The 26,205-nt window shown below is 63.6% G+C and carries 23 protein-coding genes; 9 read left to right on the top strand and 14 right to left on the bottom strand.

The window, feature by feature from the left end; genetic code table 11:
- Positions 1-109: 109 nt before the first annotated feature.
- Positions 110-1,312 (top strand): MFS transporter, encoded by a 1,203-nt coding sequence (locus LDN95_RS12050; RefSeq protein WP_226017926.1) that lies wholly within the window; start codon positions 110-112, stop codon positions 1,310-1,312.
- 110 nt (positions 1,313-1,422) lie between these two features.
- Here the strand turns inward: LDN95_RS12050 and LDN95_RS12045 are convergent, their stop codons facing one another.
- Both LDN95_RS12045 and LDN95_RS12040 read right to left on the bottom strand, forming a co-directional pair.
- Positions 1,423-3,807, bottom strand: a complete 2,385-nt coding sequence (locus LDN95_RS12045) for a glycoside hydrolase family 3 protein (RefSeq protein WP_226017925.1) — start codon at positions 3,805-3,807, stop codon at positions 1,423-1,425.
- Positions 3,804-4,901, bottom strand: coding sequence for an LLM class flavin-dependent oxidoreductase (locus LDN95_RS12040; RefSeq protein WP_226017924.1), 1,098 nt, complete (start codon positions 4,899-4,901; stop codon positions 3,804-3,806). The genes LDN95_RS12045 and LDN95_RS12040 overlap by 4 nt, the downstream gene beginning before the upstream one ends.
- Before the next feature lie 93 nt (positions 4,902-4,994).
- Between LDN95_RS12040 and LDN95_RS12035 the strand changes: the two genes are divergently transcribed.
- Complete coding sequence (locus tag LDN95_RS12035; RefSeq protein ID WP_226017923.1) at positions 4,995-5,675, top strand: TetR/AcrR family transcriptional regulator; 681 nt, start codon at positions 4,995-4,997, stop codon at positions 5,673-5,675.
- Positions 5,676-5,711: 36 nt separating this feature from the next.
- Here the strand turns inward: LDN95_RS12035 and LDN95_RS12030 are convergent, their stop codons facing one another.
- From LDN95_RS12030 to LDN95_RS12020, 3 genes are all read right to left on the bottom strand, one after another.
- Complete coding sequence (locus LDN95_RS12030) at positions 5,712-7,670, bottom strand: CocE/NonD family hydrolase (protein WP_226017922.1); 1,959 nt, start codon at positions 7,668-7,670, stop codon at positions 5,712-5,714.
- Between the two features lie 41 nt (positions 7,671-7,711).
- Positions 7,712-8,320 (bottom strand): DUF3237 domain-containing protein, encoded by a 609-nt coding sequence (locus LDN95_RS12025; protein WP_226017921.1) that lies wholly within the window; start codon positions 8,318-8,320, stop codon positions 7,712-7,714.
- A gap of 206 nt (positions 8,321-8,526) precedes the next feature.
- Positions 8,527-10,005: an aldehyde dehydrogenase gene (locus tag LDN95_RS12020; RefSeq protein ID WP_226017920.1), complete on the bottom strand. Its 1,479-nt coding sequence runs from the start codon at positions 10,003-10,005 to the stop codon at positions 8,527-8,529.
- 320 nt (positions 10,006-10,325) lie between these two features.
- On the opposite strand from LDN95_RS12020, the gene LDN95_RS12015 reads away from it, so the two are divergent.
- On the top strand, positions 10,326-11,027 hold the full coding sequence (locus LDN95_RS12015; protein ID WP_226017919.1) for a GntR family transcriptional regulator: 702 nt from the start codon (positions 10,326-10,328) through the stop codon (positions 11,025-11,027).
- A 15-nt stretch (positions 11,028-11,042) separates the two neighbouring features.
- Here LDN95_RS12015 and LDN95_RS12010 read toward each other — a convergent pair whose 3' ends face one another.
- The gene (locus LDN95_RS12010) at positions 11,043-12,971 is read right to left on the bottom strand and encodes an FAD-dependent oxidoreductase (RefSeq protein ID WP_226017918.1); all 1,929 of its coding nucleotides are present in this window, start codon (positions 12,969-12,971) and stop codon (positions 11,043-11,045) included.
- A gap of 133 nt (positions 12,972-13,104) precedes the next feature.
- Complete coding sequence (locus LDN95_RS12005; RefSeq protein ID WP_226017917.1) at positions 13,105-13,548, bottom strand: cupin domain-containing protein; 444 nt, start codon at positions 13,546-13,548, stop codon at positions 13,105-13,107.
- Between the two features lie 141 nt (positions 13,549-13,689).
- Here LDN95_RS12005 and LDN95_RS12000 point away from each other — a divergent pair, with 141 nt between their 5' ends.
- Entirely contained in the window at positions 13,690-14,688 is a 999-nt protein-coding gene (locus LDN95_RS12000; protein ID WP_226017916.1) for a LysR substrate-binding domain-containing protein, read from the top strand.
- Positions 14,689-14,703: 15 nt separating this feature from the next.
- Here the strand turns inward: LDN95_RS12000 and LDN95_RS11995 are convergent, their stop codons facing one another.
- The 4 genes from LDN95_RS11995 to LDN95_RS11980 form a co-directional block, all read right to left on the bottom strand.
- A complete protein-coding gene (locus LDN95_RS11995; RefSeq protein ID WP_226017915.1) occupies positions 14,704-15,819 on the bottom strand; it encodes an ABC transporter ATP-binding protein in 1,116 nt (371 codons plus the stop codon).
- A 6-nt stretch (positions 15,820-15,825) separates the two neighbouring features.
- Positions 15,826-16,665 (bottom strand): ABC transporter permease, encoded by an 840-nt coding sequence (locus LDN95_RS11990; RefSeq protein WP_226017914.1) that lies wholly within the window; start codon positions 16,663-16,665, stop codon positions 15,826-15,828.
- The gene (locus LDN95_RS11985) at positions 16,662-17,543 is read right to left on the bottom strand and encodes an ABC transporter permease (RefSeq protein ID WP_226017913.1); all 882 of its coding nucleotides are present in this window, start codon (positions 17,541-17,543) and stop codon (positions 16,662-16,664) included. Before LDN95_RS11985 ends, LDN95_RS11990 begins: the two co-directional genes overlap by 4 nt.
- 150 nt (positions 17,544-17,693) lie before the next feature.
- Positions 17,694-17,864: a hypothetical protein gene (locus LDN95_RS11980; RefSeq protein ID WP_226017912.1), complete on the bottom strand. Its 171-nt coding sequence runs from the start codon at positions 17,862-17,864 to the stop codon at positions 17,694-17,696.
- A gap of 243 nt (positions 17,865-18,107) precedes the next feature.
- On the opposite strand from LDN95_RS11980, the gene LDN95_RS11975 reads away from it, so the two are divergent.
- Complete coding sequence (locus tag LDN95_RS11975; protein ID WP_226017911.1) at positions 18,108-19,952, top strand: DUF885 family protein; 1,845 nt, start codon at positions 18,108-18,110, stop codon at positions 19,950-19,952.
- On the opposite strand, the gene LDN95_RS11970 is transcribed toward LDN95_RS11975, so the two are convergent.
- Positions 19,928-20,302 carry a hypothetical protein gene (locus LDN95_RS11970; protein WP_226018009.1) on the bottom strand — a complete coding sequence of 125 codons (375 nt, stop codon included), beginning with the start codon at positions 20,300-20,302 and terminating at the stop codon, positions 19,928-19,930. The two genes, LDN95_RS11975 and LDN95_RS11970, sit on opposite strands and share 25 nt — an antisense overlap.
- Between LDN95_RS11970 and LDN95_RS11965 the strand changes: the two genes are divergently transcribed.
- A complete protein-coding gene (locus LDN95_RS11965) occupies positions 20,262-21,875 on the top strand; it encodes an aspartyl protease family protein (protein WP_255630873.1) in 1,614 nt (537 codons plus the stop codon). The genes LDN95_RS11970 and LDN95_RS11965 overlap by 41 nt on opposite strands.
- Before the next feature lie 44 nt (positions 21,876-21,919).
- On the opposite strand, the gene LDN95_RS11960 is transcribed toward LDN95_RS11965, so the two are convergent.
- Positions 21,920-23,032 (bottom strand): S-(hydroxymethyl)glutathione dehydrogenase/class III alcohol dehydrogenase, encoded by a 1,113-nt coding sequence (locus LDN95_RS11960; RefSeq protein ID WP_226017910.1) that lies wholly within the window; start codon positions 23,030-23,032, stop codon positions 21,920-21,922.
- Positions 23,033-23,274: 242 nt separating this feature from the next.
- On the opposite strand from LDN95_RS11960, the gene purU reads away from it, so the two are divergent.
- Together purU and LDN95_RS11950 are read left to right on the top strand one after the other, a co-directional pair.
- The gene (gene purU / locus LDN95_RS11955) at positions 23,275-24,129 is read left to right on the top strand and encodes a formyltetrahydrofolate deformylase (RefSeq protein ID WP_226017909.1); all 855 of its coding nucleotides are present in this window, start codon (positions 23,275-23,277) and stop codon (positions 24,127-24,129) included.
- A gap of 36 nt (positions 24,130-24,165) precedes the next feature.
- Positions 24,166-24,615, top strand: coding sequence for a VOC family protein (locus LDN95_RS11950; protein WP_226017908.1), 450 nt, complete (start codon positions 24,166-24,168; stop codon positions 24,613-24,615).
- 92 nt (positions 24,616-24,707) lie between these two features.
- Here LDN95_RS11950 and LDN95_RS11945 read toward each other — a convergent pair whose 3' ends face one another.
- Complete coding sequence (locus tag LDN95_RS11945; protein ID WP_226017907.1) at positions 24,708-25,115, bottom strand: helix-turn-helix domain-containing protein; 408 nt, start codon at positions 25,113-25,115, stop codon at positions 24,708-24,710.
- 117 nt (positions 25,116-25,232) lie between these two features.
- Between LDN95_RS11945 and LDN95_RS11940 the strand changes: the two genes are divergently transcribed.
- Positions 25,233-26,123, top strand: a complete 891-nt coding sequence (locus tag LDN95_RS11940) for an SDR family oxidoreductase (RefSeq protein ID WP_226017906.1) — start codon at positions 25,233-25,235, stop codon at positions 26,121-26,123.
- Positions 26,124-26,205: the final 82 nt, after the last annotated feature.

Genomic DNA, 26,205 nt, shown 5'->3' with positions numbered 1-26,205 from the left:
ACCAACTTCTCCCTCGACAGGTTCTATTTGTAATGCATATTCTAGTTTGTTAGGAATGGTTCCGTCAAGGCATGAGGCGCCCCGGAGCGCGCCCCGCCAGGGAGATGTGATGTCCAGAATTCGCGAGTTCTACCGAGCGCTGACGCTGAAGCCGCAAGGCTTCACCATGGTGATCGCCGCGTTCCTGCCGGTTTTCGCCATCATCGCGATGTTCCCGGTCGTCGCCTCGATCATCGCGCATTTCAAGGATGACCCGGCGGCACCGATTCTCGTGCCGCAAATGGTCACGGCGCCCGGCTATGCCATCGCGCTGCTGGCCCCGTTCGCAGGACTGTTCGTCGACCGTTTCGGACGGCGCAAGCTGCTGCTGATCTGCACGTTCTTCTATGGCCTGATCGGCGCGGCGCCGTTCCTGCTCGACAGTCTGCGCGTGATCATCGGTACCCGCATCCTGCTGGGCGTGTGCGAGGCTGGCATCCTGACCATCGTCAACACGCTGATCGCGGACTACTGGGACGACAACGGCCGCCGCAATTGGCTGATGCTGCAGGGAATGCTCGGGCCGGCGTTCCAGCCGCTGGTGTTCTTCGCGGTCAGCGCGGTTGCCGCAACCCGCTGGAACGGCGGGTTTCTGGTCTACCTCGTCGCCTTCCCGATCTTCGTGTCGATGTACTTCAACATGTTCGAGCCGACCAAGCCCGCACCGGCGGCAACCGATCGCGGGCCACAGGGCGAGGTCACCGCCTTCCCGTGGGCCGACGCGCTTGCGGTCGGTGCGCTGACGCTGTTCGTGTCGATCCTCTATTACGTGTTCATCGTGAACGGCAGTATCGCCTGGGCGGAAATCGGCGTGAACGATCCGATGAGCGTTACCAAGGTCACCGCGATCCCCGCGCTGTTCATCGTGGCGGGCGCGGTCCTGTTCCGGTTTGTCTCGCGCTATTCCAACACCGTGCAGATCGCCTCGATCCTTGGCGTGCTGGGTCTTGGCCTTGCCGGTATCGGCCTGTCGCGCGGCGTCACGGCAATGCAGATCTCGCTGGCGATCCAGCAGACCGGCGCAGGGATGGCTGTTCCCGGCCTGATCGCCTGGGCGCAGTCCAAGTTCGACTTCACCCATCGCGGTCGCGGCATGGGCATCTGGACGAGCGCGTTCTTCCTCGGCCAGGCGATATCGCCGATCGTCGTGGGCGCCGTCGCCGCTGCGGCAGGTACGATGCAAGGCGCGTTCGTGGCAACCGGTGTGGCCGCGCTGGCGGCAGCGGTCATCGGCGCCGCCGTGGCGCTGCGCCACGCTCCTGCAACGCGATAGGCTGCTGTCCCGACAGCGATCTGCCGTAGGGGCGACCTGATAACAAAAAACCCTGCGGGCCCTTTCGGTCCGCAGGGTTTTTAGGTCGTAAACTCATAAATCGGGTGCGATCAACTGCGCATCAGGACAAGCGGTATGCCACCATCTTCGGCCGATCGGGCCAGCCGGACCGCAATGGGCCCGCGCATCGCCTGCCAGCCCTGCGGCTGCCAATGGCGCAACAGGCGAGGGTCCGGCTGGATGACGACTTGCGCCGCCTCGCCCGCACCAAGCCAGACCTTGGCAAAGCCAAGCAGCGCGCATTCCGGGGCATCGCGATAGAGTTGCACGACCTCGGCGCCTGCCCGGTCCGAGGTGTTCGTGACGGTAACGTGCACGCTCTCCCCCTCGACCCGCGCAGCGCTCCACGCAAACCTGGCGTAGCCTTCTCCACTGCCGACCGGATGGCGCGCAGGGCGGCCATCGGCGATCAGGCCGCGATAGCCGATCCGCGATCCTTCGGCATAGACCAGCGAGCCGTCGGCGGCAGGGGTCAGATCGAATGCCGGATAGTCGCTTTCGCATTGCGCGATGGAGACCGGCATTCGCCCGCCCGGTTCGCGGTCCCCGGCGAGCACGCTGGCCAGCGCGTGGGCAAAGCCCTGCCCCGGATACCATGCCACCAGCAAAGCCGCGCACAAATCGCCCCATTCGGCATCGAACGCATGGCCGACATTGACCACCGCAATGGTGCGCGGATTGACGGCGGTCACCGCCCGGATGAGCTCGAGTTGCGCCTCGGCCAGCTTCGTATCGGCGCGGTCCTTGCTCTCTACGCTCGAGTCCGAGGTTTCGCCCACGATCAGCACGACCGCATCGGCAGAACGCGCCGCATCGATGGCGCGGGCCAGCATGGCTTCGGCGCTATCGGGCGAACGGACGCCGAACCACAAGCCGTGCACCCGTGCGCCGACGAAGCGGAAGGTAACCTCGACCTCCACCTGCGTACCCGCTTCGAGCACCACGTCGGCAAATTCGGCATCGCCGCGCTTGAGCACGCCCATGACATCGCGCGCATCGACGGTTCCGCCTGCGCGGACCGCTTCGGCGCCGTTGACCGACAAGCGCGCCGCCCCTGTCGAACCGACATAAAAGCGGTGCGCACCCGACTGCGTTACGCTGAACCGACCCGTCGCGCGAACCGATCCGGCCCGGTCGAATCGTGCCTGATCGTGGACGCCCACGAACCAGACCAGCGAATTGGTATCGCGCGTTTCGCTGGTCAGCGGCGCGCCCGAACAATCCTCGCTGGCAAAGTAGTCGATGGTCATGCCGGTCGTGCAGCCATCGCCAATGTCGCGCGCGGGGCGCACCGGCATCGCGGGCAAACGGGGTTGGGGATCGACGCCCGGTTCGAACACGATCTCGCAAGCCTCGCCAAAGCGTGCCCTGATCCCCTCGATCGGGCTGGGCGTGCCGGGAGCGACCGCGATCTTGGCGAACGTGCCGCCCTGATAGCACGGCGCGGCGGCATTCGGCCCGATCACCGCCAGCTTGGTCAGCGATGCAGGGGACAGCGGCAGGATGCCGCCTTCATTGCGCAACAGCACCATGCCCGCCGCCGCTGCTTCCTCAAGCACGGCTTCGGCCGCGGACGGGTCCGCAGGGGCCGCCTTCGGGCCGGTCACGCGCTGCGCCACCCGCGCCACACGCTCGGCCGCGTCCTGCAAGCGTCCTTCCGCCACCGCGCCATGCGCGGCCGCGTCGGCCAGCTTTTGTCCCATCACGCGCGCAGGCCCCGGCATTTCGAGGTCGAGCCCGGCATTGATTGCGTCCACACCCGAATGCGTGCCGAACCAGTCGGACATGATCAGCCCATCAAAGCCCCACTCATCCTTGACGATATCGCTGAGGACGCGAGCAGATTCCGAACACCACGCGCCGTTCACCTTGTTGTAGGCGGCAAGGAAGGCGCGGCAGTCGGCCTCGTGCGCCAGTTCGAACGGCAGAAGATAGACCTCGCGCAATGTCGCTTCATCGACCTGCACATCGACGCTGTCGCGCGCGGTCTCGCTGTCGTTGCACACCATGTGCTTGGCAACTGCGCCGGTCCCGGTTTCCTGCAGGCCGGTGATCCACGCCGCACCAAGGCAGCCCGCAAGGAAGGGGTCTTCGGAAAAGTATTCGAACGCGCGTCCGGCCAGCGGACTGCGCGCAAGGTTGAGGTTGGGTCCGAGCACCGCATCGACCCCGCGCGCTACCGCATCGCCGCCGACGACCCGGCCCACCTTGCGCACCAATTCGCGGTCCCAGCTTGCGCCGAGCGCCGTAGGGCACGGCGTAAGCAGCGAGATGTCCCGCTCATCGACATTGCCGCTGGCAACGCCCATCGGCCCATCGGCCATGGTGAACGAGGCGATACCCGCATCGGGTATGCCAACGCTCGCCCACATCGCCGCTCCGGCGGTAAGCGAACTGGCTTCATCCAGGCTGAGCTTGCGCACCGGGCCGCTCATCGCAGCGCCGGGATGACTTGCGTGGCCATCAGGTCGAGTGTCTGGTTGGCGAAGGCCAGCCGCTGTTCGGTCAGCGGTCCGGTCGTCGTGCCGCACAGCACGTTGCCGATGCCGAGGTCGCGATAGGGTCGCAAGTGTTCGATCACCGTCTCGGGCGAACCGTACAGACACCAGGTTCCGATCCAGCCTTCGTCAAGCGCGCTGATATTGACGTCCTTCTTATGATTGGCCTCATCGGTTTCGGCACGACGGTTGAACGCATTCTCGCGATCGACCGCGTCCTGATAACCCTTGAGGATCACTTCCAGCTCGGCGCGGGCCTGCTCGTCGGTTTCTGCGATGTGGACGCATTGATACGTGTGTGTCGTCCAGTCGAGCGCGGCGGCGATGGTCTCTGCCGAATGCCCCTCCTCGTGCAGCATCGCCTTGTAGGTGTCGAAGTACTTCTTCACGTGAACGAACGGTTCGTTGCCGTAGATTTGCGGCGGGGTGAATGCCGGGATGAACGCTGGCCAAGCATGGACTGCTGCGCGGCGCGCGCTCGCTTCCTTGAGCGCGACGGGCATCAGCCGCGCATGCTTTTCGCCATACGTCGACGGGGTGATGCGCTGCAGCACACGGCCGCGATAAGGCCCGTTGTCGATCTCGACCGCCGGGTCGTCCATGCCCTTGGCCCACAGTTCCTCGGCGATGGCGAGGTTGCGGTCGGCCAGCGTGGCGGCATCCTTGTAGTTGACCGCAAAGCCGATCATTTCCTCGGGTGTGGTACCCGATCCGACACCGACCAACAGCTTGCCCTTGGTCAGTTGGTCGAGCACGTTGATCCGCTCGGCAAATCGTACCGGATGGTGCAGCGGCACCGAGACGACTGAAAAGCCAAAGTGCATTTCCGGCATCTTTCCAGCAAGATAGCCGGCAAAGATGAAGCTGTCGCTGGCCACCGGCATATAACCGTTAAAGTGGTGATCGGGCATGAAGATGGCATCGTAGCCAAGCCTGCCCGCCCGCAAGGCATGGCTTTCAAGGTCCGCCATAAGCTGACGGTCCCCCTCCGGACCGAGCGAGCGGGCGTTGAGGAACACTGAGAAACGCATGGACTTCCCCTGGCTATTCTGCAACCGGATCATGAGCGATCCGCTCAAATTTAGAATTGACGTTCTTGTTTTAATAAGGGCAGCATCGGCCGCATGTCAACGCGCGTCAGGATCAAACAGGCAGACCCCGTACTTGCCGTGGAAAGTGTCAGCCGCAAACCGCAGCAGGGGCGCAGCAAGGCATCGCTTGAGCGAATGCTCGCGGCTGCCCAGCGCCTCATGATCGAGCGCGGCAGCGAGGAATTCACGCTGCAGGAAGTCAGCAAGGTCGGCAATGTCTCGATCGGTTCGATCTATCTGCGCTTTGAGAGCAAGGACAACCTCGTCCGCGCGGTGATCGCCGACGAACTTGAGCGCATCATCGGGGATGAGGATGCGATGATCGCCAAAGTGCTCGCGGCATCGACCAATCTGGCCGAGTTCATCCCGCATTACGTCGAGGATTTCGCTGAAATCCTGCGTTTTCATGCCCCGCTGCTGCGGCTGAGCATGTTGCGCGCCGCCTATGATCCGCTGATCGCAGAGCCGGGCAAGCGCAGCGCCTTTCGCTCCGTAGAAATCGCGACGGCGGCCATGTTGCGGTTCAAGGCGGAGTTCGGCGGCACCGATTGCGAACGCAAGGCGGCGGCATCCTACCAGATCATCTTTGCCACACTGGCCCGGCAGCTAAGCCTTGGCTCGACAGGTGAATCGGTTCACGGCCAGCAGGATTGGACCTTGCTCAAGATCGAGTTGGGCCGGATGTGCCTGGCCTATCTCAAGTCGGCCGACTGACGCCGCCGACGCCAGCCGGTCTGAACCGCCCCCTCCTTAACGCGAAGCCAAAGGATCAGGGCGACATGGCTGCTTGAGGATAGTGCCACAGGCGGGGCGCTCTTCGGGCAGCTTTGGCGTGACGCCGCTGGCCTGATCCCATTGCCCCACCAGCAAGCGCGAAGGATGCTGCGCATCGTGCAGCACGGTGATCGTCTGAGGCTGCGAATAGGGGGCAAAGCCGTTGCCGCCATACTGGCTGGGCGTATCGATCCACAAGCGCAGGCGCGAGCCCTTGCGGAACAGGTGTGCAAACTTGGTCAGTTCCACGCGCCCGAGCACCGGCTCGCCGGGCGTCAGGCTTGCCATCGTTTCGGGCCGGTCGAGCGGATAGGGCCGCAGCGGGTTCGATCGGCTGTCATCCTGCACCCGATCTGACAGGCGCAGAAAGCCGCGCTGCACGAACATTTCCTGCCCATCGGGGCGCACCTCGGTCAGCGTCACTTGCAGATCGGCATCCGAGCCGGTGGCCGCCACCCACAAGTCCGCGCTGGCCGAGCCATAAGCGAACAGCGTGTCGTCCATGGCGGCGCTGGTATAGGCAAGACTGCCCTTGCGCCAATCGGTCGGGAGCGGCCCCCAAGTGTCCGAAAGGAAGTCTGCATTCACCGTCGGGCCGGGCAGCGGATAGGCGAAGTCGTCGCCCCTGCCTTCACCCCTGCCTTCACCCCTGCCGTCGTTCTTGCCGTCGCTGCCACCCTGCACCAGCTTGCCGCCGGACGACAGTTCGAAGGACACCGGCTTGACCGCAGCGGGATAGCGCGGAGCGTTGACGACCAAGCGCGGCTGGCTGTTCTCGTTGGCCAGCCGCCCACCGGTTGCGGTGCTCGTCTCAAGCCAGACCTGCACGTGCGGCCCTTTGTCGAAACCATTGTCCTGACCCTTCACGAAGCGATCGAAAAAGCCGAGCAGGGTTTTGCGGAACACCAGCGATTCATACATGTCGTGCGGGCCGTTGGTCTGCACGAACCACAGCTTTTCGAGGTTCAGGTTGTCCTGATAGTAGTCCTCGCGAGGGGTGGTCGCCTCGTCCTGAAAGGCCTCCATCGACAGGATCGGCACTTCGATCCGACCAGTCCGCGCACCCAGATGGCGGATCTCGATATAGTCGTCGCGCAACGGATGCTTGGTGAGAATATCGGCCACGCGAGCCGTTTCGGCCGTTTTCAGATTGGTGGCGATCTGGGCGACGCAGCGGTTGTCACCCTCGGCGCGGGCCGATTGCAACGCGCTGTCCCAGCGGCCGTGCAAAAAGTCCCACCATCCCGCAACGAAGTTGGGTGCGGGCACACCCCCGATCGCCCAGCTATCCAACCGGGCGTCACCCAGCACCATGCCAGGCGCAATGGCCTTGAGATGCGGCGGACGCTCGGCCGCGGTGGCAATCTGGCTCATCCCCGCCCAGCTCCAGTTGGCCATGCCGACGCTGCCGTTTGACCAGCCCTGCGCGGCGAAGAATTCGATGGCATCGCGCCCATCCTGCCCATAGGAGCGCGCCAGAAACTCGAACTGGCCTTCCGAACAGGCGGTGCCGCGCGCATTGACACCTGCGACCGCATAGCCGGCCTCGACCAGCGTCCGGTCGAGGTTGACCGCCATTGCGGTGTTGTCGTCAAGATAGGCCGCACCACCGATCGAGCCGGGATCATATCCCGAATAGTTGACGATCACCGGAAACGGCCCCTTGCCCTTGGGCAACAGCACCGAATAGCGCAACTGCGTGCCATCGCGAGCCGCCAGGTAGCCGGTCAGGCGCTTGGCCCAGAACGGTTGGTGCTGGACTTGGGCCATCGGGTGCGACGCATTGGCATCGCCCGGAGCCGGAGCATTGCCGGGGGCCACACCTTGCGCGAACCCGCCCGGAGCAACCGCCACAAGCGCCAGCGCGGATCCAAACAGGCTTGCGCACCAGCGCTTGCGCTTGGCACGCTGCGCATGACGGTGGCGATCTTGCATGCGTTCGTTCCTCGTTGCGAGTTTCACTTCGCCCGCCCGCCTCATGTGACCTTGTAGACCTGAATCAGACGGTCATTCTCGTGCGGGCCCTTGGCCACCGCATATGCCGCAGGCACGGGGAAGATCAGCGTGGCGACGTAGACCGCCTTGTTCAGCCAGTCATATTTGCCCGCAGGTGCATAGAATTCGGGCTGGAGGCGATAGACTTCCTCCTGCCCCGGTAGCGGGGGATAGCCGATGCCCTTGTTGTGGATCACGATTGTCACCCCGTCATCGGTCAGCAGCCGATAGAGTGCATCGACAAAGACCACCCCGTCGGGTCGCATGACCGGGAAGTCGCCGCCCCCCGGCACAACCGTGCCCTTGATGCCCTTGCCCCAGAACTTGCCGCCAATGATCGGCCAGATCTCGTCGCGAATGCCATCGCGCGATGGCTTCTTGCTGTCCGGACCACCCGTGGCGACGGGGTCCGAACAAGTAGCCACGATGTTGAGCACGAGCTCGAAGCCCGGCTGGCCGAGCGGGGTCAGCGAGCCGACGACCGCCCCATCAGCTGCATGCGCCGCGCGATCGGGCAACAACGCGACCAGTCCGGCGCCCGCTGCAGCACCGAGCAGATGGCGACGGTTGACTTTGCGCAGATCATCCATGGCGTACGGCCTCTCCCTTGCCACCGAGTCCGAGTTGCGATCTCAGTTAGCTATGAGATATAGCAATGCCTAATCAAGGGCAAGTCCACTTGGCAAACCACAGATGATTTTTCGCGCGAATTCTTACGATCACAGATAACGCGTGAGCGGCATTCGATCCGCTTGATGAGCAAGCGAAATGCCCGACGCCGCTCCGGCGTCGCCCGTCAGGAAAAGCTGATCGTCACCGACTTGAGGTCGGCATATTTGTACAGAGCGTGGAGCGAGCGATCACGACCGAAGCCGGATTGCTTGAACCCGCCGAACGGCATCGTAACGTCGCAGGCGTCCCAGCCATTGACCCACACCATGCCCGCGCGCAGATCGCGGGCGAAGCGATGGGCGGTATTGACGTTCCCGGTCCACACTCCGCTCGCCAGGCCGTAATCGGTGTCGTTGGCCAGCCGCAGGGCATCGTCGGGCGTGTCGAACGGGATCACCGCCAGCACCGGCCCGAACACTTCCTCGCGCGCCAGCGCGCTGTCGTTGCTGACCGTATCGAACACCGTGGGGCTGAGGAAATAGCCACCGCTATCCTTGCGCACTTGTGCCCCGCCAAGCCGTAATCCCGCTCCATCCTGTTGCGCCCGCGCGATGCGGGTGAGCACCGATTGCATCTGCTTCTCGCTGACCACCGCGCCCAGCCGCGTCGCCGGGTCAAGCGGATCGCCGGGCACGATCGTCTCTGCGACCTTGATGACGCGGGCCACGAAATCGTCGTGAATTTCGCGCTGGACCAGCAGGCGCGAACCAGCGGTGCAGACCTGCCCCTGGTTATAGAAGATGCCCCATGCCGCCGCTTCGGCTGCGGCATCCAGATCGGGCGCATCGGCCAGCACGATGTGCGGACTCTTGCCGCCAAGTTCCAGACTGACCCGCTTGAGATTGCTGTCCGCCGAGTAACGCATCAATTGCCGCCCGACCGGCCCCGAACCGGTGAACGTGATCATTTCGACATCGTTGTGCAGCGCCAGCGCCGCGCCAGCGGTGTGGCCATAGCCGGTAATGACATTGAGGACGCCCGCCGGAATGCCCACCTCCAACGCCAGTTCAGCCACCCGCAGAATTGACAGCGAGGTCAGTTCCGAAGGCTTGAGCACCATCGAATTACCCATCGCGATGGCCGGAGCGATCTTCCACATCGCCATCAGCAGCGGGAAGTTCCACGGCACGATCGCGCCGATCACGCCCAGCGGATCGTGCACCGCATACGACAGCTTGCCATGCCCGCCGGGGCCGACCTCGCCATAAATCTTGTCCACCGCCTCGCCATAATAGCGCAGCGAGGTGATCGTCAGCGGCAGGTCGATAGCGCGGGTATCGCTGATCGGCTTTCCCGAATCGAGCGTTTCGAGCACCGCCAGTTCCTCGGCATGGGCCTCCATCGCGTCAGCCAACTTGAGCAGCATTCGGCCGCGCGCACGCGGCGCCAGATTGCGCCAATGGCCGGCTTCGAATGTCGCGCGCGCGGCGGCGACCGCCTTGTCCACGTCGGCCACATCGCACGCTGGCAACAGGCCAAGACGTCGTCCGGTGGCCGGGTTCACCGTTTCCAACGTCGCGCCATCGCTGGCGGCAAGCGCGGCGTCGCCGATGATCGCGGCTCCGGGCAGGCTTTTGGGCAGGACGGGTGCTTGATTGGACATGATGGACACCAAAAATTGTGATCACTGATTGGGAACTTATGGCGGGCTGAGTGAGGATGCGCAAGACGCTTGCAGGGCCCCTGCCTGCCTCTAACTCGTGTGCTGGCGATCTAGATCGTGAAACTTGCAGCCGTGCAAAGCCACACCCCAACTGAGATCGCAAAATGGTTCAGACTGGACCAGACTGGCCGACAAACACCGGTTTTCCTGCGTGCAAGAAACGGTGTACCTTCGTGAGATTGCCCGATCGTACCGCAGTTTGTAAGATCGCTGATTGCAACGCGCACCGTATGGCTGAAGCAGCCACGCAAGGATGACAGATGGCAGGCACTTCCACCGCAATTGACGATGAAATTGGGCAGGCTTCGGTGGATAATGACGATGCCTCGTCGTTGCGCGAACAGGTTTATGAAGAACTGCGTTATCGCCTGATCACAGGCAGAATTGCTCCGGGCGTCGGCATCTCGACCCGTGGCCTTGCGCAGCAGATGGGTGTCTCGCAAATGCCCGTGCGCGATGCTCTCAGCCGGATCGCGGCCGAAGGCGCAGTCGAAATCCGTTCCAAGCGCGCGGTGATGGTGCCGCGCATGACACTCGAACGCTTTGCCGAGATCATGGGCCTGCGCCGTCTGCTCGAACCCGAAGCCGCCGCCGCCGCCTTGCCCCATATCCATGCCGACCTGCTGCGCCAGATCCGCGCCGCCGACGAAGCCACCGACGCTGCGTTGCGCGATGGCGATGTCAACGCCTACATGGAATCGAACTTCAGCTTCCATTCGCTGATCTACCGCGCCGCGCCTGCCCCCACGACCAACCGCATGATCGAAAGCCTGTGGATGCAGTTCGGCCCCTTCATGCGCGTGGTCTATGGCCGCTACGGCACCGCCGCGATGGAGGATCACCACCAGCAAGCGGCCAAGGCCATCGCCAAGCGCGATCCGGAAGGCCTGAAAAGCGCCATCCTCGGCGACATCAACGACTGCGCCACGCTGATGAACGAATGGGAGCAGATTTCGGGCTGAGCCGTCCTGATCGTCTTATCCCAGCAGATCCCCAACCGCCCGGTGGGCCATGTCGATCGCCGCGTCGGTATAGGCCGCGCGGGCCGAATCCGCATTGGCGATGGCGATCGCACCGAATTTCCGCCGTCCGATCACGTTGGGCGCATTGGGTCCATCCGGCTGCTTGTCCCACAGCGGATTGTATTCGGGCGAATAGCCATGCGGCCAGCGATTGACGATCACCGCACCGATATCCTTGCGCGCATCAAAGCCATAGGGCCCGACCGTGCGCGTCAGCAGATCGACAAGGTTGTCTTCGAAGGTCGCGAAGTCGGTGCCCAACAGCTCGGCCCGCCCGGCGCGGCTTTGGTCATGTTCCGACAGTCCGGGCGCATGCGGAATGCGCGAGAACTGCATAAGGACAGGATCGTCGACCGATTTTGGCCCGGCATAGCCGCCGATCTCGACCGCACGATCGATAAAGGCGTTCTGATAGTAGCCCGTGGGGAACTGGATCGTCCCGACCCCGGCCTTGGCCAGCGCCCGCCAGTTGTTGAGCAGGACGCTGACATAGACCAGCGGTTCCTTGACCAGTTCGTGCAGCGCTTCCTTTTGCGGCGCTGGCAGCGAGGGCACCAGATAAGGGATGATCATGTTCCAGCACGCCATGACGACATGCCGCGCAGCCACTTTGCGCACTTGTCCGCCGCGCGCATAGACGATGTCCGCGCCTGCGGAAACGCGGTTCTCCACGCGCAGCACGGTTGAAGAAAGCCGCAACCGCACCTTGTTCTGGTCACGATCAAGCACGGTATAGTCGGTGGGCGCCAGAACCGACGCAACCGCGCCCGTACCCGCAGGCATGAACCCCGGAATCAGGCTGGCGACCAGTAACCGCGCGATGGTGGCATTGCCGTCGGGGAAGTGAAAATCGTAACTGCCGCCCGTCTCGGCAAAGCCGCGCGGAGTATAACCCATCCGTGCGATGCCGCCCTTGGGCAGCGTCACGCTTTTGAAACCGGCAAGCCCGGCCCCCCACGCGTCCAGCGCACTGATGCCATCGGCCCCAACGCACCACCAGCCCAGCGGCCGGTTCTGGTAGAGCTTGATCGCATCAGGGCCCAGCCGCCCGTGCTTTTCAAGGTAGGTGCGATAGCTGATGGTCGAAAGATAGAGCTTGCGCTTTTCCGGCGCGAGGTGCGCGATGGGATCGGTCCGTCCTTCTTCAAGCGCGGCGATCTGCGCCTTTGCCGCAGCGGAAATCGGCGCATCGGCAAAGCTCCGGTAGTCCGGTTGCCCGGCGCCGAACTTGGCCAGATGATCGCGGCCAAAGCCCTCCTTGTCAAAGAACACCGCGCCGCCCAGCTTGGCATCCGTGAGCGCCCCGCCGCGCACTTCACCATACTTTTCAATCAGATCGGGCACGTTTATATCAAGCCGTCGCAACAACCCATCGGCAACGGGGCTGTACGGCGTCGGACTTTCGATGCCAGCGGTGCCGCCGTTCATCAGCGCGATCCTGCCATCGGGCAGACGGAATTCGTTGCGCTTGGCATGACCGCCAAAGTCATCATGGTTTTCAAGGATCAGAATGCGTGCGCCCGGTTGCCGGTCGGCATAGAACCGCGCCGCAGAAAGTCCTGAAATGCCGCCACCCACGATCACCAGATCATAAGCCTCCTCGGCCGGACCGGCCAACGCCTGCCCCACCGCTTCGCCATCGCGCAGGGCATGGGCGATCTCGAACGATCCGGGGTGCGAACCGCGCATTCCCTGCCGCAGCGGGGGATAATAGCCGTTGGGCTCGCCCGCAGCGCCTGCAAGCGCAGGCCGCGCGGACGGGCCTTGCGCATGCAGCGCGCCCGGCATGACGCCAAGCCCGGCAGCGGCGGCCGATCCGACCGCAGCACCCTGGATGAAATCGCGCCGGGTGATGGCTTCAAGTGGTTGCTTGGAGATGCTCATGCGCCCGCTTCCGGAAATTGGCTTTGTCTTGATATCACATGCTGACCAACCGATGCGCGCACCCGGCCGGTGCGACCACACCGTCACGGAACGCGGGCGGCTTCATTCGCGGCTGAGCAATGGTCCGACGAGTTTATTCAACACCATCCTGGCTGTAGATCACGTAATACTTGGTGTAGCCGTCCGACTCCCACACGCCCTTCCAGCCCTTGTCGAGCGAGATCGCATCGCCTTGCCCGACCTTGGTCACATGGCCATCGGCCGAGGTCAGCGTGATGCCGCCCTTGACGAAGAGCATGAATTCATCCTCGGGATATCCCTTTTCGCGGAAGTCCTCGCGATGCTTCTTCTTGACCGTGTAGACGCCGCTCATGAACTTGCCGTCGGCCGATTTGCGCAAGGGAGCGTCGATCACCGTGCCATCCTTGCCGATGTTGACCGCAGCCTTCGACTTGAAGATCGCCAGCGGCATCGCGGCGGCCGGGAGCTTGGCGGGGTGGCCGGCTTCTGCCTCGGCGGCATGGCCGATACCGGGCAGCATCAGGGCGGCGGCCAGCGTCAGTGTCAGCAATCGCATGGGTTTCATCTCCGTTAGCGCTTCACAATGCGCTGCAAGGCGCCTTGGCCGTGGCGACCACCGATCTTTCCACGTTCATGCACGATGACGGCTTCCACGCGTTCCGGGCAAGGGCAAAATTGACGCCAAGCGGTGCATGGCATGCAACAGTCTGTGCTTGAAGACCGGCCGATAGATCGCCAAAGCGGTGCCAACAAGCGCGCAGGGCACGAGTTCATGGATACCAATCATCTGGCCGGCAAAGCCATCCCGCCGTTCGCCGCATTGCGCGCATTCGAGGTGGTCGGTCGGCTCGGTGGGGTGCGGCGGGCAGCCAGTGCCCTGCTGATCGATCACACCGTCGTTTCGCGCCATCTCAAAGCTTTGGAAGAATGGCTCGGCATCGCACTGTTCGAACGCCAAGGCGGCAAACTGATCCTGACCGAGGCGGGAAGCCGCTATCACGCGCGCATTTCGGGTGCGATCCTCGACGTTATATCCGCTACGCGCGACATCATGGCCGATGGCCGGATCGAGGACGTGCGGCTGTGGTGCATCCCCGGCTTTGCCACGCAATGGCTGTCCGATCAGCTTGCCGCGTTCGAGCGCACCAGGCCGGGCTTTCAGGTCGAGTTGCGGCCCACCGATCATGCGGCCAACCTGGCCCAGTTCGAGGCGGACATCGATATCCGCTATTATGGCGATGACTGGGGGCCAAAGGCGGACGGTCCCGGCCTGAAGGTGCTCGAACTCGCACGGCCGCCGCTGATGATCGTCACCAGCCCCGCGCTGGCAGATGGACTTTCCGCGATCTCCAGCGCGCAGGATCTGCTGTCTGCGCCCCTGCTGCACGAAGAGAACGGCGAGCAATGGCGTGCCTGGCTTATCCGCAATGGCGCCACCCCGCGCGGACCGCTGGCCGGGCCGCTGCTGTGGCACGCGCATCTGGCGATCGCCGCGGCTCGACAGGGGCGCGGACTGGCGCTGGCCAACCGCTATCTCGTCGCCGCCGACCTTGAACGCGGCGATCTGGTTGAGTTCGCGGTGCCCGGCACACAGCCCGAGGCGATCGGTGCCTATTACCTCGTGGCCCGCGCTGACCGCTGGAATCAACCGGCTGTGGCGAAGTTGCGGCAGTTTCTGGTTGAGCAGGCGGCCTGAAGCGCGCGGGCGCGCTCAGGTCAGCAGAACGACCGGCGCGGTGGGCTCCCAGCTCAGGTAAACGCTCTCGCCCGCAGGAAGAGCCGGATCGGCCATCCGCTCGCCATTGGGGCGGGCCACCTTGAACGTGGCCCCGCCTTGCGTCTCGACATCGTACAGCGTGACCGAGCCGAGATAGGCCGAGCGGATGATCGTGCCTTGCGTGACATTGGCAGGCGGCAGCGCGGCTGGCCCCTCGGGGCGCGGCTGCGTGGCCGGAACCATCGCCAGCTTTTCGGGACGGATACCCACCCAGACCCGTGAATCGGGCGCGCCGGTCACGCCATGATTGACGAAGATCGGGGCGTCGAGCCCTTCGGCCTGCACCGCTGCATGGTCCGGCTCGTCGGTCGACAGCGTGCCTTCGAGCAGGTTGATGGTGCCGATGAAGTCGGCGACAAAGCGATTGGCGGGGTATTCGTACAGATCGCTGGGAGTTGCCACTTGCTGCAATGTGCCCCGGTTCATCAGCGCGCAGCGGCTGGCCATGGCCAGCGCCTCGTCCTGATCGTGCGTCACCATCACGAACGTGACGCCGACCTCCTGCTGGATCGCCGCCAGTTCGGCGCGCATCGCATCGCGCAGCTTGGCATCGAGCGCCGACAGCGGCTCGTCGAGCAGCAAGACCTTGGGCCGCTTGACCAGAGCGCGCGCCAAAGCCACGCGCTGGCGCTGGCCGCCCGACAACTGGTCGGGCATGCGATGGGCAAAATCCTCAAGCTTCACCAACCGCAGCGCATCCTGGACGCGGGTGGCGCGCTCTTGCGCGGGAACGCGGTCGATCTTCAGGCCATAGGCCACGTTGTCGGCCACGTTGAGATGCGGGAACACCGCATAGGACTGGAACACCATGTTGATCGGGCGCTTGTTGGGCGCAACGCCGGTTACATCGACGCCATCGATCAGGATGCGGCCTTCGCTGGGTGTCTCCAGCCCGGCCAGCATCCGCAGCAGGGTCGTCTTGCCGCAGCCCGAAGGCCCCAGCAGGGTGAAGAACTCGCCTGCCTCAACCTCAAGACTGACGTTGTCGACCGCGATGAAGCTGCCGAAACGCTTGGTGACATTCTCGAAACGGATCATCGGTTCGGACATGGAAACTCAACCCTCGAGGGACGCGACATCCTTGCCCTGCAGGCGGATGCCGATAACGGTGAGAAGAACGGTGATCAGCATCAACACGCTGGAGGCGGCGTTGACCTCTGGCGTGACCGAGAAACGCACCATCGAATAGATCTTGACCGGGAAAGTGACCGTGTTGGGCCCGGCGGTGAAGAAGGTGATCACGAAGTCGTCGAGGCTCATGGTGAAGGCCAGCAATGCGCCCGAGATCAGCGCAGGGCGCACATGGGGCAGCAGCACGTCCCACAGCGCGCGCACTTCGCTGGCACCAAGATCGCGCGCCGCTTCTTCCATCTCGCGGTTGAAGCTGGCCAGACGCGCCCGCACCACGACACACACGAAGGGAAAACAGAACGTGATGTGGCTGATGATGATCGCGCCCAGATCGAACGGCCAGGGCAGATCGCGCGGCCAGGGAAACACCGAGCCAAAGAACACCAGCATCGCCACGCCCATGCAGATTTCGGGTACGACGATCGGCAATGTGATCACCCCGTCGAACAGGCCGCGTCCGGGAAAGCGGAAACGCCACAGCACGATCGCGGTCAAAGTGCCCAGCACCACGCTGAAGATCGTGGCGATCAAGGCGATGGTCAGCGAATTGACGAAAGCTTCGATCAGCGAGTCATCGCCCGCCAGTTTCACGAACCAGTCGGTGGTGAACCCTTCCCAATGGATGGTCCGGCGCGAGTCATTGAACGAGAACGCCACAAGGCTGATGAGCGGCAGGTACATGAAGGCCAGCACCACCCCGACCCATAGCTGCAGGGGCAGGCGCCGGGCGTAATCGAGCGGACCGATTTCCGATTTCTTGCTCATGCCGCCTGCTCCTGCGCGCGGGCCTGGCGGCGGTCGCGAATGGCCATGGCCACCATCAGGATCAGCGTGAGATACATCAGGATGAACGACAGCGCGGCGCCGAACGGCCAGTCGTTGGCGCGCTTGAACTGGCGCTCGATGACCGAAGCGATCATCTGGCTGTCGGGTCCGCCAAGCAGGTCGGGCGTCAGATAGGAGCCCAGCGCCGGGATGAAGCCCAGCAGGATCGCCGAATAGATGCCCGGCTTCACGATCGGGATGACCACGCGGAACAGTGTGCTGATGTGCCCGGCACCCAGATCAAGGCTGGCCTCGATCAAAGAGCGGTCCATGCGGTCGAGCGCGGAATAAAGCGGCAGCACGATGAACGGCAGGTGGACATAGACCAGCCCCACGATCACCGCGAAGTTGGTGTGCAGCATCTCGACCCGGCCGATGCCGACCGCCTCGAGCGCGTCGTTGATGTAGCCTTCGTTGCGCATCACGGCCATCAGCGCATAAGTGCGCACCAAAAGGTTGGTCCAGAACGGCAGCATGATGCCAAGCAGCAGCCAGATCTTGCCTCTGGCGCTCGCGAAAGTCATCGCCAGCGCATAGGGGAAGCCGACAAGCAGGCAGATCGCCGTGGTCAGCGCGGCGAACCACACCGACTTCACGAATATGAGCAGATAAACAGGCTCGGCCACGCGCGCATAGTTGTCGAGCGTGCCGGTGATCGCGATCTCGGTCAGCCCCAGCGTGCGACCGAAGCTGTAGGCCCAGATCACACTGAGCGGGATCACGAAAAACGCCACGATCCAGACCAGCGGTGCCGAGAACGTCAGCCAGAACGTTCGTGACCCGCCACGCCCGCCCAGCGCTGTTGGGGCATCACTCATTGGTTTCCACCTCGTCGCAGGCACCCTTGCGAGCGCCGCCCTTCTCCCCAGGCAATAGATATCGAGCCACCGCCCCAGGGGTGGGAGCGATGACCGCGCAATCGTGTTGCGTTCCTGCCTGCTGCAAATGCCCGACCTTGAACAATCAGATCACTTTTCTGCGATCACACCTACGTCAGCGGCGAAACCACGGTCAAGCGATTCATCGCCGAATGCCAACAAGGATGCCACCAATTTTTGCAGCGACATCACCTGCGCGATCTGATTCCCCGCATGCGCGCCGGGATTCCGCCATGCCTGAGGACGTTCGGCGGCCTGCACCGGCGACGCGATGGCATGTGGCGCCGTTCATCACAGCCTTGTTCAACCAAGCGAACGGCGCGCGGGGTCACCTCGGAAGCAACCCCCGGCACCATCGCCGTGAACGTAGCGTCCTGCCGGACTTTCCGCCTGCTGGGCGCGACATACTGTAATGTGCGATCGCAGCGCAGGATGTCATTTTGTGGAGGCAGCAACCCGCAACGCGGTTTGACGAGCGCGGCGCGGCTGGCCATCATGGCAGGCATGACCATTCCCAACATCACGCGCCGTCAGGCGCTCACCGGGGCGGCTGCCGCAATGGCCAGCATCTCCCTTCCCGCCCGCGCTCTTGCCGCCGTGTCTGCCGCCACTACTCCTGCAGCAGCGCTGCTCGACACGCTGGCGTGGGGGCTGCTGGAACGGGGGCCGACCGGGGCGACTGCGCTGGGGGTGGACACCGGCGCGCATGCCGCCTTGCGTGGCAAGCTCGATGACCGCTCGCCTGCGGGTGTGGCGGCGACCAAAGCCTTCCTGACCGACGCGCTGGGCAAACTCGACAACGTGGAACGCACCGGCCTCGATGCCGGGACATTGACCAGCCTTGCGGTGACGCAAAGCGCGTTCCGCACCGCGCTCGATGGCATGGCCCTGCCCTATGGCGACGTGGCGATCGGCGGGTGGCGCAACACCCCCTATGTGGTGGTACAGAACGTCGGTGGATGGCTTGATGTTCCGCAGGCACTCGATGGCGACCAGCCGGTGCGCGACGCCGCCGATGCCGAATACTACCTTGAACGGCTCGCCGCCACGCCAGCGCTGCTCGATGGCGAGACGGTGCGCATCCGGCTGGCGCGCGAAGGCGGATTGGTCCCACCTGACTTCCTGCTCGACAAGACCATTTCCGGCCTCACCCGCGCCATTGCCGAGGCGGCGCGCGCCGATGGGCCGCTGGTGGGCCCGCTGGTGCGCAAGGCGGCTGCCCTGCCCGGCCTCGATGCTGCGACGCTGAGCGGGCGGGCCAGCCGGATCGTGGCCGACGGGGTTATACCGGCCCTGCAACGCCAGCTTGACGAGATCCGCCTGCAACGCGCCGTCGCCACCAGCGCGGCGGGCATGGCCAGCCGTCCGCACGGGGCCGAATGGTACGCCTGGGGCTTGCGCGCCAGCACCACCACCCGCCGCACTCCGGACGAGATCCATGCCATCGGTCGTGCGCAAGTTGCCGAATTGCAGGCGCGGATGGACACCATCCTGCGGAGCCTTGGCCTGACGCAAGGTTCGGTGGCCGAGCGGATGAAGGCGCTGCAGGCGCGCCCCGACATGACGTTCGGAACCGACGATGCCGCGCGGGCAAAGATCGTCGCCTACATGGAAGGCAAACTGACGGCCATGCGCGCCAAGCTGCCACAAGCCTTCCGCAAGCTGGTACGGGGCAATCTGGAAATACGCCGGATGCCGCTGGCTGAGGAACCGGGCGCACCGGCGGCCTATGGCGGGCCGGGCTCGATCGACGGGCGCATTCCCGGAAAGATCTGGGTCAATCTTGGCGACCCGTCGATCCACAACCGCGTCAGCATCCCCGATCTGGTGTTCCACGAAGGCATCCCCGGCCACGTCTGGCAGGGCGAATATGCGCAAGCGCTGCCACTGATCCGTTCCATGCTGGCGTTCAACGCCTATTCCGAAGGCTGGGCGCTCTATGCTGAGCAACTGGCCGACGAATTGGGCATGTACGACGACGACCCCGCCGGGCGGCTGGGCTATCTGATGGGCCTGTCGTGGCGTGCGGCGCGGCTGGTGGTAGACACCGGCATCCACGCGCTGGGTTGGACCCGCGATCAAGCGCTGGGCGAGTTCGTCGCGGCGACCGGGCTTGCCCGCAGCAACGCCGTCAGCGAAGTCGAGCGGTATTGTTCGTGGCCAGGGCAGGCCTGTGGCTACAAGCTGGGGCAGATCGAGATCAACGTGCAGCGCGACCGGGCCAAGGCCGCGCTGGGATCGCGCTTCGATTTGCGCGATTACAATCAGGCGGTGGTCGACGGTGGCAATGTGCCGCTCGATGTGCTGGCGCAGAACGTGGAGCGCTATATCGGAGCAAACAGGCGTTGACGATCGACGGCGCGGTTCTCCACAATCTCACTCAACCCATGGAATGAGAGCTTGATGATCATCGAAATGCGCCGCCGTTTTCCTGTGATTTCAAGCCTGACCTCCTTGATGGGTTTGCTGGTCGGCGTGGTTGCCCAGCCAATTCCGGCATGGGCGGCAGATGCCACGCCTGCGCCCGGCGAAACGTCAGGGCAAGCGGCAGCGTCACCGGCCAAATCCTCATCGTGCAAGGCCGCGTTGATGCTCAAGCTGCCGGTAGTGATGGAAGGCTTGCGCGCCAGCGTACCGGTGGCCGTGAATGGCAAGGACATGCGCTTCTGGCTGGATAGCGGCGCATTCTTCAGCTTCATGCCCGAAGCCAAGGCGCAGGAACTGGGGCTGAAGCTGCAGAACCTGCCGTTCGGCTTCCAGATGTCGGGCATTGGCGGCAGCACCACCCCCAGCCTTGCCACGGTCAAGTCGTTCGGGCTGGTCGGCCAGACGCTGAAGGACGTGCAGTTCGTGGTGGGTGGCAGCGATATCGGCAACGCCATGCTCGGGCTGAACCTGCTTGCGCTGGGCGATACCGAATACGATCTGGCCAATGGCGTGGTGAACCTGTTTCAGGTCAAGGGCTGCAGCCAGTTCAGCCTTGCATATTGGGCCGGCACCAAGCCGGTCAACGTGGTTAAACATCTGCCCGGCACCGACGCGCACGACAAGCACATCTATGCCGAGGTCACCGTCAACGGCAAGAAGCTGCGCGCCTCGTTCGATACCGGTGCACCGACAACGAGCCTTAGCCGCCGGGGCGCGGAACTGGCCGGGATCACGGTCAGTGACAGCAAGGCGGTACCATCTTACAGCATGACTGGCATCGGCAGAGGCAGTCGGGCAAGCTGGATCGTCAAGATCGCCGACTTCGGCATCGGCGACGAACACATCCAGAATACCCCGATGCGGATCATCGACGAGCGGATCGATTCGTTCGATGTGCTGCTGGGCGCGGACTTCTTCCTGGCGCACCATATCTTTGTCTCGCGCAGCCAGAACCGCATCTACATGACCTATAACGGCGGTCCGATCTTCTCGATCAGCACCGACGGCGAAGTCGCCAAGCAGAACACCGTCGAGCGCAATCTGGGCGGCGATGAAAAGACCGCCGCGCCAACGACGGCGGATGGCTTTGCCGGGCGGGGCAGCGGGCGACTGGCGCGCGGCGATACGCCCGGGGCGCTTGCCGATTTCGATGAGGCGATCCGCATGGCGCCCGATCGGGCCGATCTGCTGGCCACCCGCTCGCGGATGCTGCTGCAAAGCGGCAAGAGCGATGAAGGGCTGAAAGATCTCGATCGCGCGATCCGCTTGAGCCCGCAGGACCACGACCTGCTCGCCACCCGCGCGTGGGTACGGCTGAACCGCGACGACCGCGTCGGCGCGCTCGCCGATATCGATGCCGCCAGCGCGCTGGTCCCCAAAGGCTCGTTCGACGCGGTAAGCCTCGCCATTCTCTATGAACGGCTCGGCCGCGCGGACAAGGCGCTGGTGTTGATCAATCCCGTGCTCGACATGCACAAGGAGGACAGCAAGTATCCGCAATTGCTCAATAATCGCTGCTGGCTACGCGGGCTTGCCAATGTCGAACTGGCCGCTGGACTGGAAGACTGCAATAAGGCGATCCGCAAGCTTGGCGCCCACCCTGGTTTGCTCGACAGTCGCGCTTTGATCCAGTTGCGGCTGGGCGATACCGCAGCCGCCATCGCTGATGCCGATGCCGCGCTGGCCGTTAAGCAGATGCCCAGCACACTCTATTTCCGCGCGCTTGCCCACAAGGCTCGTGGCGAAACCGAAGCCGCCGCAGCCGATATGGCCGCGGCGGTGAAGCTGGAAGCAAATGTCGTGAAGCGCTTCACCCCGTTTGGCATCGGGACGGAGAGCAAATGATCGACCGGGCGGGTCCAGTCCGCCGGTCGATCATGTAACCTCGATCAGAATACGATGACCGAGCGGATCGACTTGCCCGCATGCATCAGGTCGAACGCGGTATTGATCTCTTCCAGACCCATCACATGGGTGATCATGGGGTCGATCTCGATCTTGCCGGTCATGTACATGTCGACGATCTTGGGCACATCGGTACGGCCCTTGGCGCCGCCGAACGCGGTGCCGCGCCAGTTGCGGCCCGTCACCAGCTGGAACGGACGGGTGCTGATTTCGCGGCCCGCTTCGGCCACGCCGATGATGATGCTGGTCCCCCAGCCGCGGTGGCAGGCTTCCAGTGCAGTGCGCATCACTTCGGTGTTGCCGGTGGCGTCGAAGGTATAGTCCGCGCCGCCGTCGGTCAGTTCCACGACCTTGGCGACGGTTTCCTCGCGGCTCAACCCCTTGGAGTTGAGGAAGTCGGTCATGCCGAACTTGCGGCCCCATTCCTCGCGGTCGGGGTTGATGTCGACGCCGATGATCTTGCCGGCCCCTGCCAGCCGCGCGCCCTGGATCACGTTCAGACCGATGCCGCCGAGGCCGAACACCACGACGTTGTCACCCACTTGCACCTTGGCGGTGTTGACCACTGCGCCCACGCCCGTGGTCACGCCGCAACCGATGTAGCACGAGGTCTTGAACGGCGCGTCCTCGCGGATCTTCGCCACGGCAATCTCGGGCAGCACGGTGAAATTGCTGAACGTCGAGCAGCCCATGTAGTGAAAGATCGGCTGGCCCTTGTACGAAAAGCGGGTCGTGCCATCGGGCATCAAGCCCTTGCCCTGCGTGGCGCGGATCGCGGTGCACAAGTTGGTCTTGCCCGACAGGCAGCTTTTGCACTGGCGGCATTCGGGGGTGTACAGCGGGATCACGTGGTCGCCCGGCTTGACCGAGGTCACGCCCGGCCCGACTTCGCGCACGATGCCAGCGCCTTCGTGGCCGAGGATCGACGGAAAGATGCCTTCGCTGTCCAACCCGTCGAGCGTGTAGGCGTCGGTGTGGCAAACGCCGGTGGCCATGATCTCGACCAGCACTTCGCCGAACTTGGGGCCTTCCAGATCGACTTCGACGATTTCCAGCGGGGTCTTGGGCGCAAAGGCCACGGCGGCACGCGTCTTCATCAGGGCATCTCCCGGTATCTGCCACAACTGGGCAGCAAGTCTTGCGCTGCATAGAAGCGACAGGTGTGGTTTTCAATCGTGGAGCGCGCGCCATTAGCACGGCTGATGTGGTGCATGGCATCCAAGAAGTGCATGCCCCGATGCCACAAACCGATGCGGCGGGGAATCGCCAGTCGGCAAAGCAGCGGCTATGGCCAACCGCGAAACGGCTTTGGCCGCATGGTTATGGGGATTATACGACGATGGGTGCACCGCTGATCCTGACGCTTTCCTGTGATGACCGCCCGGGCATCGTCGCTCAGGTATCTGGCAAGTTGTTCGAGGCAGGCGCCAACATCCTTGAGGCGCAGCAGTTCGACGATGGCCTCAGCGGCCGTTTCTTCATGCGCGTGGTGCTCGATCCCGGCAAATGCGGCGTACTGCCCTTGCGTGAGGCGTTCGCTCCGGTGGCCGAGCAGTTCGGCATGGAGTGGCGGCTGCGTGACAGCGTGCTGCGCCGCCGGGTGGTCCTGATGGTCAGCAAGTTCGACCACTGTCTGGGCGACCTGCTCTATCGCACCCGCATCGGTGAGTTGAACATGGACGTGGTCGCGGTCATCGGCAACCACCCCAAGGAAGCGCTGAGCATCCCGGTGGCGGGCGACATCCCCTATTACTACCTGCCGATCACCAAGGACACCAAGCCGCAACAGGAAGCCGAAGTGAAGCGCATCGTCACCGAGACGGGCGCCGAGCTGGTCGTGCTTGCACGCTACATGCAGATCCTGTCGGACGACATGACCGAGTTCCTCTCGGGCCGCTGCATCAACATCCACCACAGCTTCCTGCCCAGCTTCAAGGGCGCCAAGCCCTATCATCAGGCGCACGCGCGCGGGGTAAAGATGATCGGCGCCACCGCCCACTTCGTCACCGCCGATCTCGATGAAGGACCGATCATCCATCAGGACGTGGAATCGGTCAGCCACGCTGACGGCCCCGACGATCTGGTGCGCAAGGGCCGCGACATCGAACGCCGCGTGCTGGCCGAAGCGGTGCGCCTCCACCTTGAAGACCGCGCTCTGCTCAACGGCAACAAGACGGTGGTATTCCGCAGCTGATCCTTTTGCGCCTTGCCCGCACCCTGTCCGCGCAGCATGATGTCACCAAACGCCGTGGCATCATGCGGCGGAGGGGATCTTACCATGCGGGTCAACGCGCTCGATCACGTCAACATCATCACGGACAAGCTGGACGAAACCGCCGCGTTCTATGCCGCGCTGCTGAACCTTGAGCGGCGCGACGCCCCGCCCCCGTTGACCGCACAGAACGCGCAATGGATGTACGACGCGGGCGGCAAGGCAATCATCCACATCAATTCGGTCGACTGCCCGCGCACCTTCGACCGCGCCGTCCATCCCGGCGCGGAAACCGGCGCAATCCACCACGTCGCTCTCAACTGCACCGGCTACGATGAAATCACCGCCCGCATCGCCGCCCAAGGCCTCTCCGCACAGATCAACACCGTCGCAGCCATAGGCCTGCGCCAGATTTTCACCACCGACCCCAACAACGTCCTGCTGGAACTGAACTTCTTTGGGGATTGAGGGGGGGGGATTGAGATGAGCGCCCGGCAAGGCAACGCCTGACGGACGCTTGCAGGCACTATGTTGAACGTGCCGCGATGGAAGGCCGACGCTCAACCTTTTTCCTCGGTATCGGCGCCGCCACTGTTACCCACATACCGGCGCGAGCCTTGACGGGGATTCAGCGCATCCAGCGCATCGGCGTTCTTGTGGCCCCAATCGTAAAGCTGCTGCACGGGCTCAACAAAGCGAATGCCCAATGGGGTAAGTTTGTATTCAACCGCAGGCGGCATGGTGCTTACGACTACCCGGTCGATGAGGCCGCTTGTCTCCATTTGGCGCAAGGTCTGGGTCAGCATCTTCTTCGAGATGCCCGGCAGGCTGCGTTGCAACACACCTGTCCGTGCCGAGCCAGCGTGTAGGGCGTGCAACGTATGCAGGATCATGCTGGTCCATTTGGTCGCAAACAAGTCCAGCACGCGACGTGGGGCACAGTCTTCAGTCCATTCCTCGCCCGACATGGCGCACTCCAGCTGGGCACCCTAAGGTACCTGGGGCAGCAAATGGTGCCGTCTAGACCATTGGCTTAGGCGTGCCTAGCTTCGCACGACGATGCCTCTCAGCACTTGGACTAAGCCATGACACAAGCACAGCGCCCTAAAATCCTGATCACCGGCGCCACTGGACAAGTCGGCAGCAAAACGATCGACTTCCTCATTGCGAACACCGAAATCGAGATCATCGCTGCGGTACGATCGCCTGAAAAGGCGGCTCCTCTTGCCGCGAGGGGCATCGCAACGGTTCTGCTGGATCTGGATGACGAAAGCACCCATCTGCCCGCGCTCGCAGGGATTGACCGACTGTTCCTGGTCACCGGCTATACCGTCGATATGCTGCGCCAAAGCAAGGCCTTGCTCGACAATGCCAGGAAGGCCGGGGTGAAGCATGTTGTTCATCTGGGCGCTTGTGGCCGGGATGACACGACGGTTGCGCACTGGGCATGGCATCAGCTTGTCGAACGTTACGTCGAATGGCTGGGCTTTACCTTCACCCACTTGCGCCCCGAATCCTTCATGCAGAACGTGCTGAGCTATGGCGGCAAGCGGGTCATCAACAACGGCATCATCAACGCCTACATCGCCGACGCGCGCATGAGCTGGGTTGATGTCGACGATGTCGCACAGGTTGCCGCAGTGACCTTGGCCCACCCCGAATTGCACGCAGGCAAGACCTATCGGCTAGGCTATGACGCCGTGACGTACGAGGAACTGGCCGAATTGATGACCTCCATCGTTGGCCAACCCTTCCGTTATGAGCCTCTTGCGCCTGAGGTCTTTCTCAAAGCCATGCAGGATGCTGGCGCCGAAATGGCCTATATGAACTGCGTCTATGATCACTGGAAGCGTTACGCTGCCCGGATGATTCCCGGTGCGGACGATACCTTCGATAACTTCCCCGAGATCACTGGTTGCGCACCAACCACATGGGCGGGCTTTATCGAAAGGCACAAAGCCGAACTTGTCTATTGAGCCACAAGCACGCCTTGCAGTTGCTTCATGACAAGGCGGGCACTTGTACTTCGCCATCGATGGCACTGCGAACCGGCAAAGC

It is taken from the genome of Novosphingobium sp. FKTRR1 (genome assembly GCF_020404405.1).
GTDB lineage: Bacteria > Pseudomonadota > Alphaproteobacteria > Sphingomonadales > Sphingomonadaceae > Novosphingobium.
This window is presented reverse-complemented; position numbering and strand designations above follow the sequence as displayed.

Coding starts and splice junctions, on each gene's coding strand:
- LDN95_RS12050 (WP_226017926.1), top strand. CDS start 110: ATGTCCAGAATTCGCGAGTTCTACCGAGCGCTGACGCTGAAGCCGCAA.
- LDN95_RS12045 (WP_226017925.1), bottom strand. CDS start 3,807: ATGAGCGGCCCGGTGCGCAAGCTCAGCCTGGATGAAGCCAGTTCGCTT.
- LDN95_RS12040 (WP_226017924.1), bottom strand. CDS start 4,901: ATGCGTTTCTCAGTGTTCCTCAACGCCCGCTCGCTCGGTCCGGAGGGG.
- LDN95_RS12035 (WP_226017923.1), top strand. CDS start 4,995: ATGTCAACGCGCGTCAGGATCAAACAGGCAGACCCCGTACTTGCCGTG.
- LDN95_RS12030 (WP_226017922.1), bottom strand. CDS start 7,670: ATGCAAGATCGCCACCGTCATGCGCAGCGTGCCAAGCGCAAGCGCTGG.
- LDN95_RS12025 (WP_226017921.1), bottom strand. CDS start 8,320: ATGGATGATCTGCGCAAAGTCAACCGTCGCCATCTGCTCGGTGCTGCA.
- LDN95_RS12020 (WP_226017920.1), bottom strand. CDS start 10,005: ATGTCCAATCAAGCACCCGTCCTGCCCAAAAGCCTGCCCGGAGCCGCG.
- LDN95_RS12015 (WP_226017919.1), top strand. CDS start 10,326: ATGGCAGGCACTTCCACCGCAATTGACGATGAAATTGGGCAGGCTTCG.
- LDN95_RS12010 (WP_226017918.1), bottom strand. CDS start 12,971: ATGAGCATCTCCAAGCAACCACTTGAAGCCATCACCCGGCGCGATTTC.
- LDN95_RS12005 (WP_226017917.1), bottom strand. CDS start 13,548: ATGCGATTGCTGACACTGACGCTGGCCGCCGCCCTGATGCTGCCCGGT.
- LDN95_RS12000 (WP_226017916.1), top strand. CDS start 13,690: ATGCAACAGTCTGTGCTTGAAGACCGGCCGATAGATCGCCAAAGCGGT.
- LDN95_RS11995 (WP_226017915.1), bottom strand. CDS start 15,819: ATGTCCGAACCGATGATCCGTTTCGAGAATGTCACCAAGCGTTTCGGC.
- LDN95_RS11990 (WP_226017914.1), bottom strand. CDS start 16,665: ATGAGCAAGAAATCGGAAATCGGTCCGCTCGATTACGCCCGGCGCCTG.
- LDN95_RS11985 (WP_226017913.1), bottom strand. CDS start 17,543: ATGAGTGATGCCCCAACAGCGCTGGGCGGGCGTGGCGGGTCACGAACG.
- LDN95_RS11975 (WP_226017911.1), top strand. CDS start 18,108: ATGACCATTCCCAACATCACGCGCCGTCAGGCGCTCACCGGGGCGGCT.
- LDN95_RS11965 (WP_255630873.1), top strand. CDS start 20,262: ATGCGCTTCTGGCTGGATAGCGGCGCATTCTTCAGCTTCATGCCCGAA.
- LDN95_RS11970 (WP_226018009.1), bottom strand. CDS start 20,302: ATGAAGCTGAAGAATGCGCCGCTATCCAGCCAGAAGCGCATGTCCTTG.
- LDN95_RS11960 (WP_226017910.1), bottom strand. CDS start 23,032: ATGAAGACGCGTGCCGCCGTGGCCTTTGCGCCCAAGACCCCGCTGGAA.
- purU (WP_226017909.1), top strand. CDS start 23,275: ATGGGTGCACCGCTGATCCTGACGCTTTCCTGTGATGACCGCCCGGGC.
- LDN95_RS11950 (WP_226017908.1), top strand. CDS start 24,166: ATGATGTCACCAAACGCCGTGGCATCATGCGGCGGAGGGGATCTTACC.
- LDN95_RS11945 (WP_226017907.1), bottom strand. CDS start 25,115: ATGTCGGGCGAGGAATGGACTGAAGACTGTGCCCCACGTCGCGTGCTG.
- LDN95_RS11940 (WP_226017906.1), top strand. CDS start 25,233: ATGACACAAGCACAGCGCCCTAAAATCCTGATCACCGGCGCCACTGGA.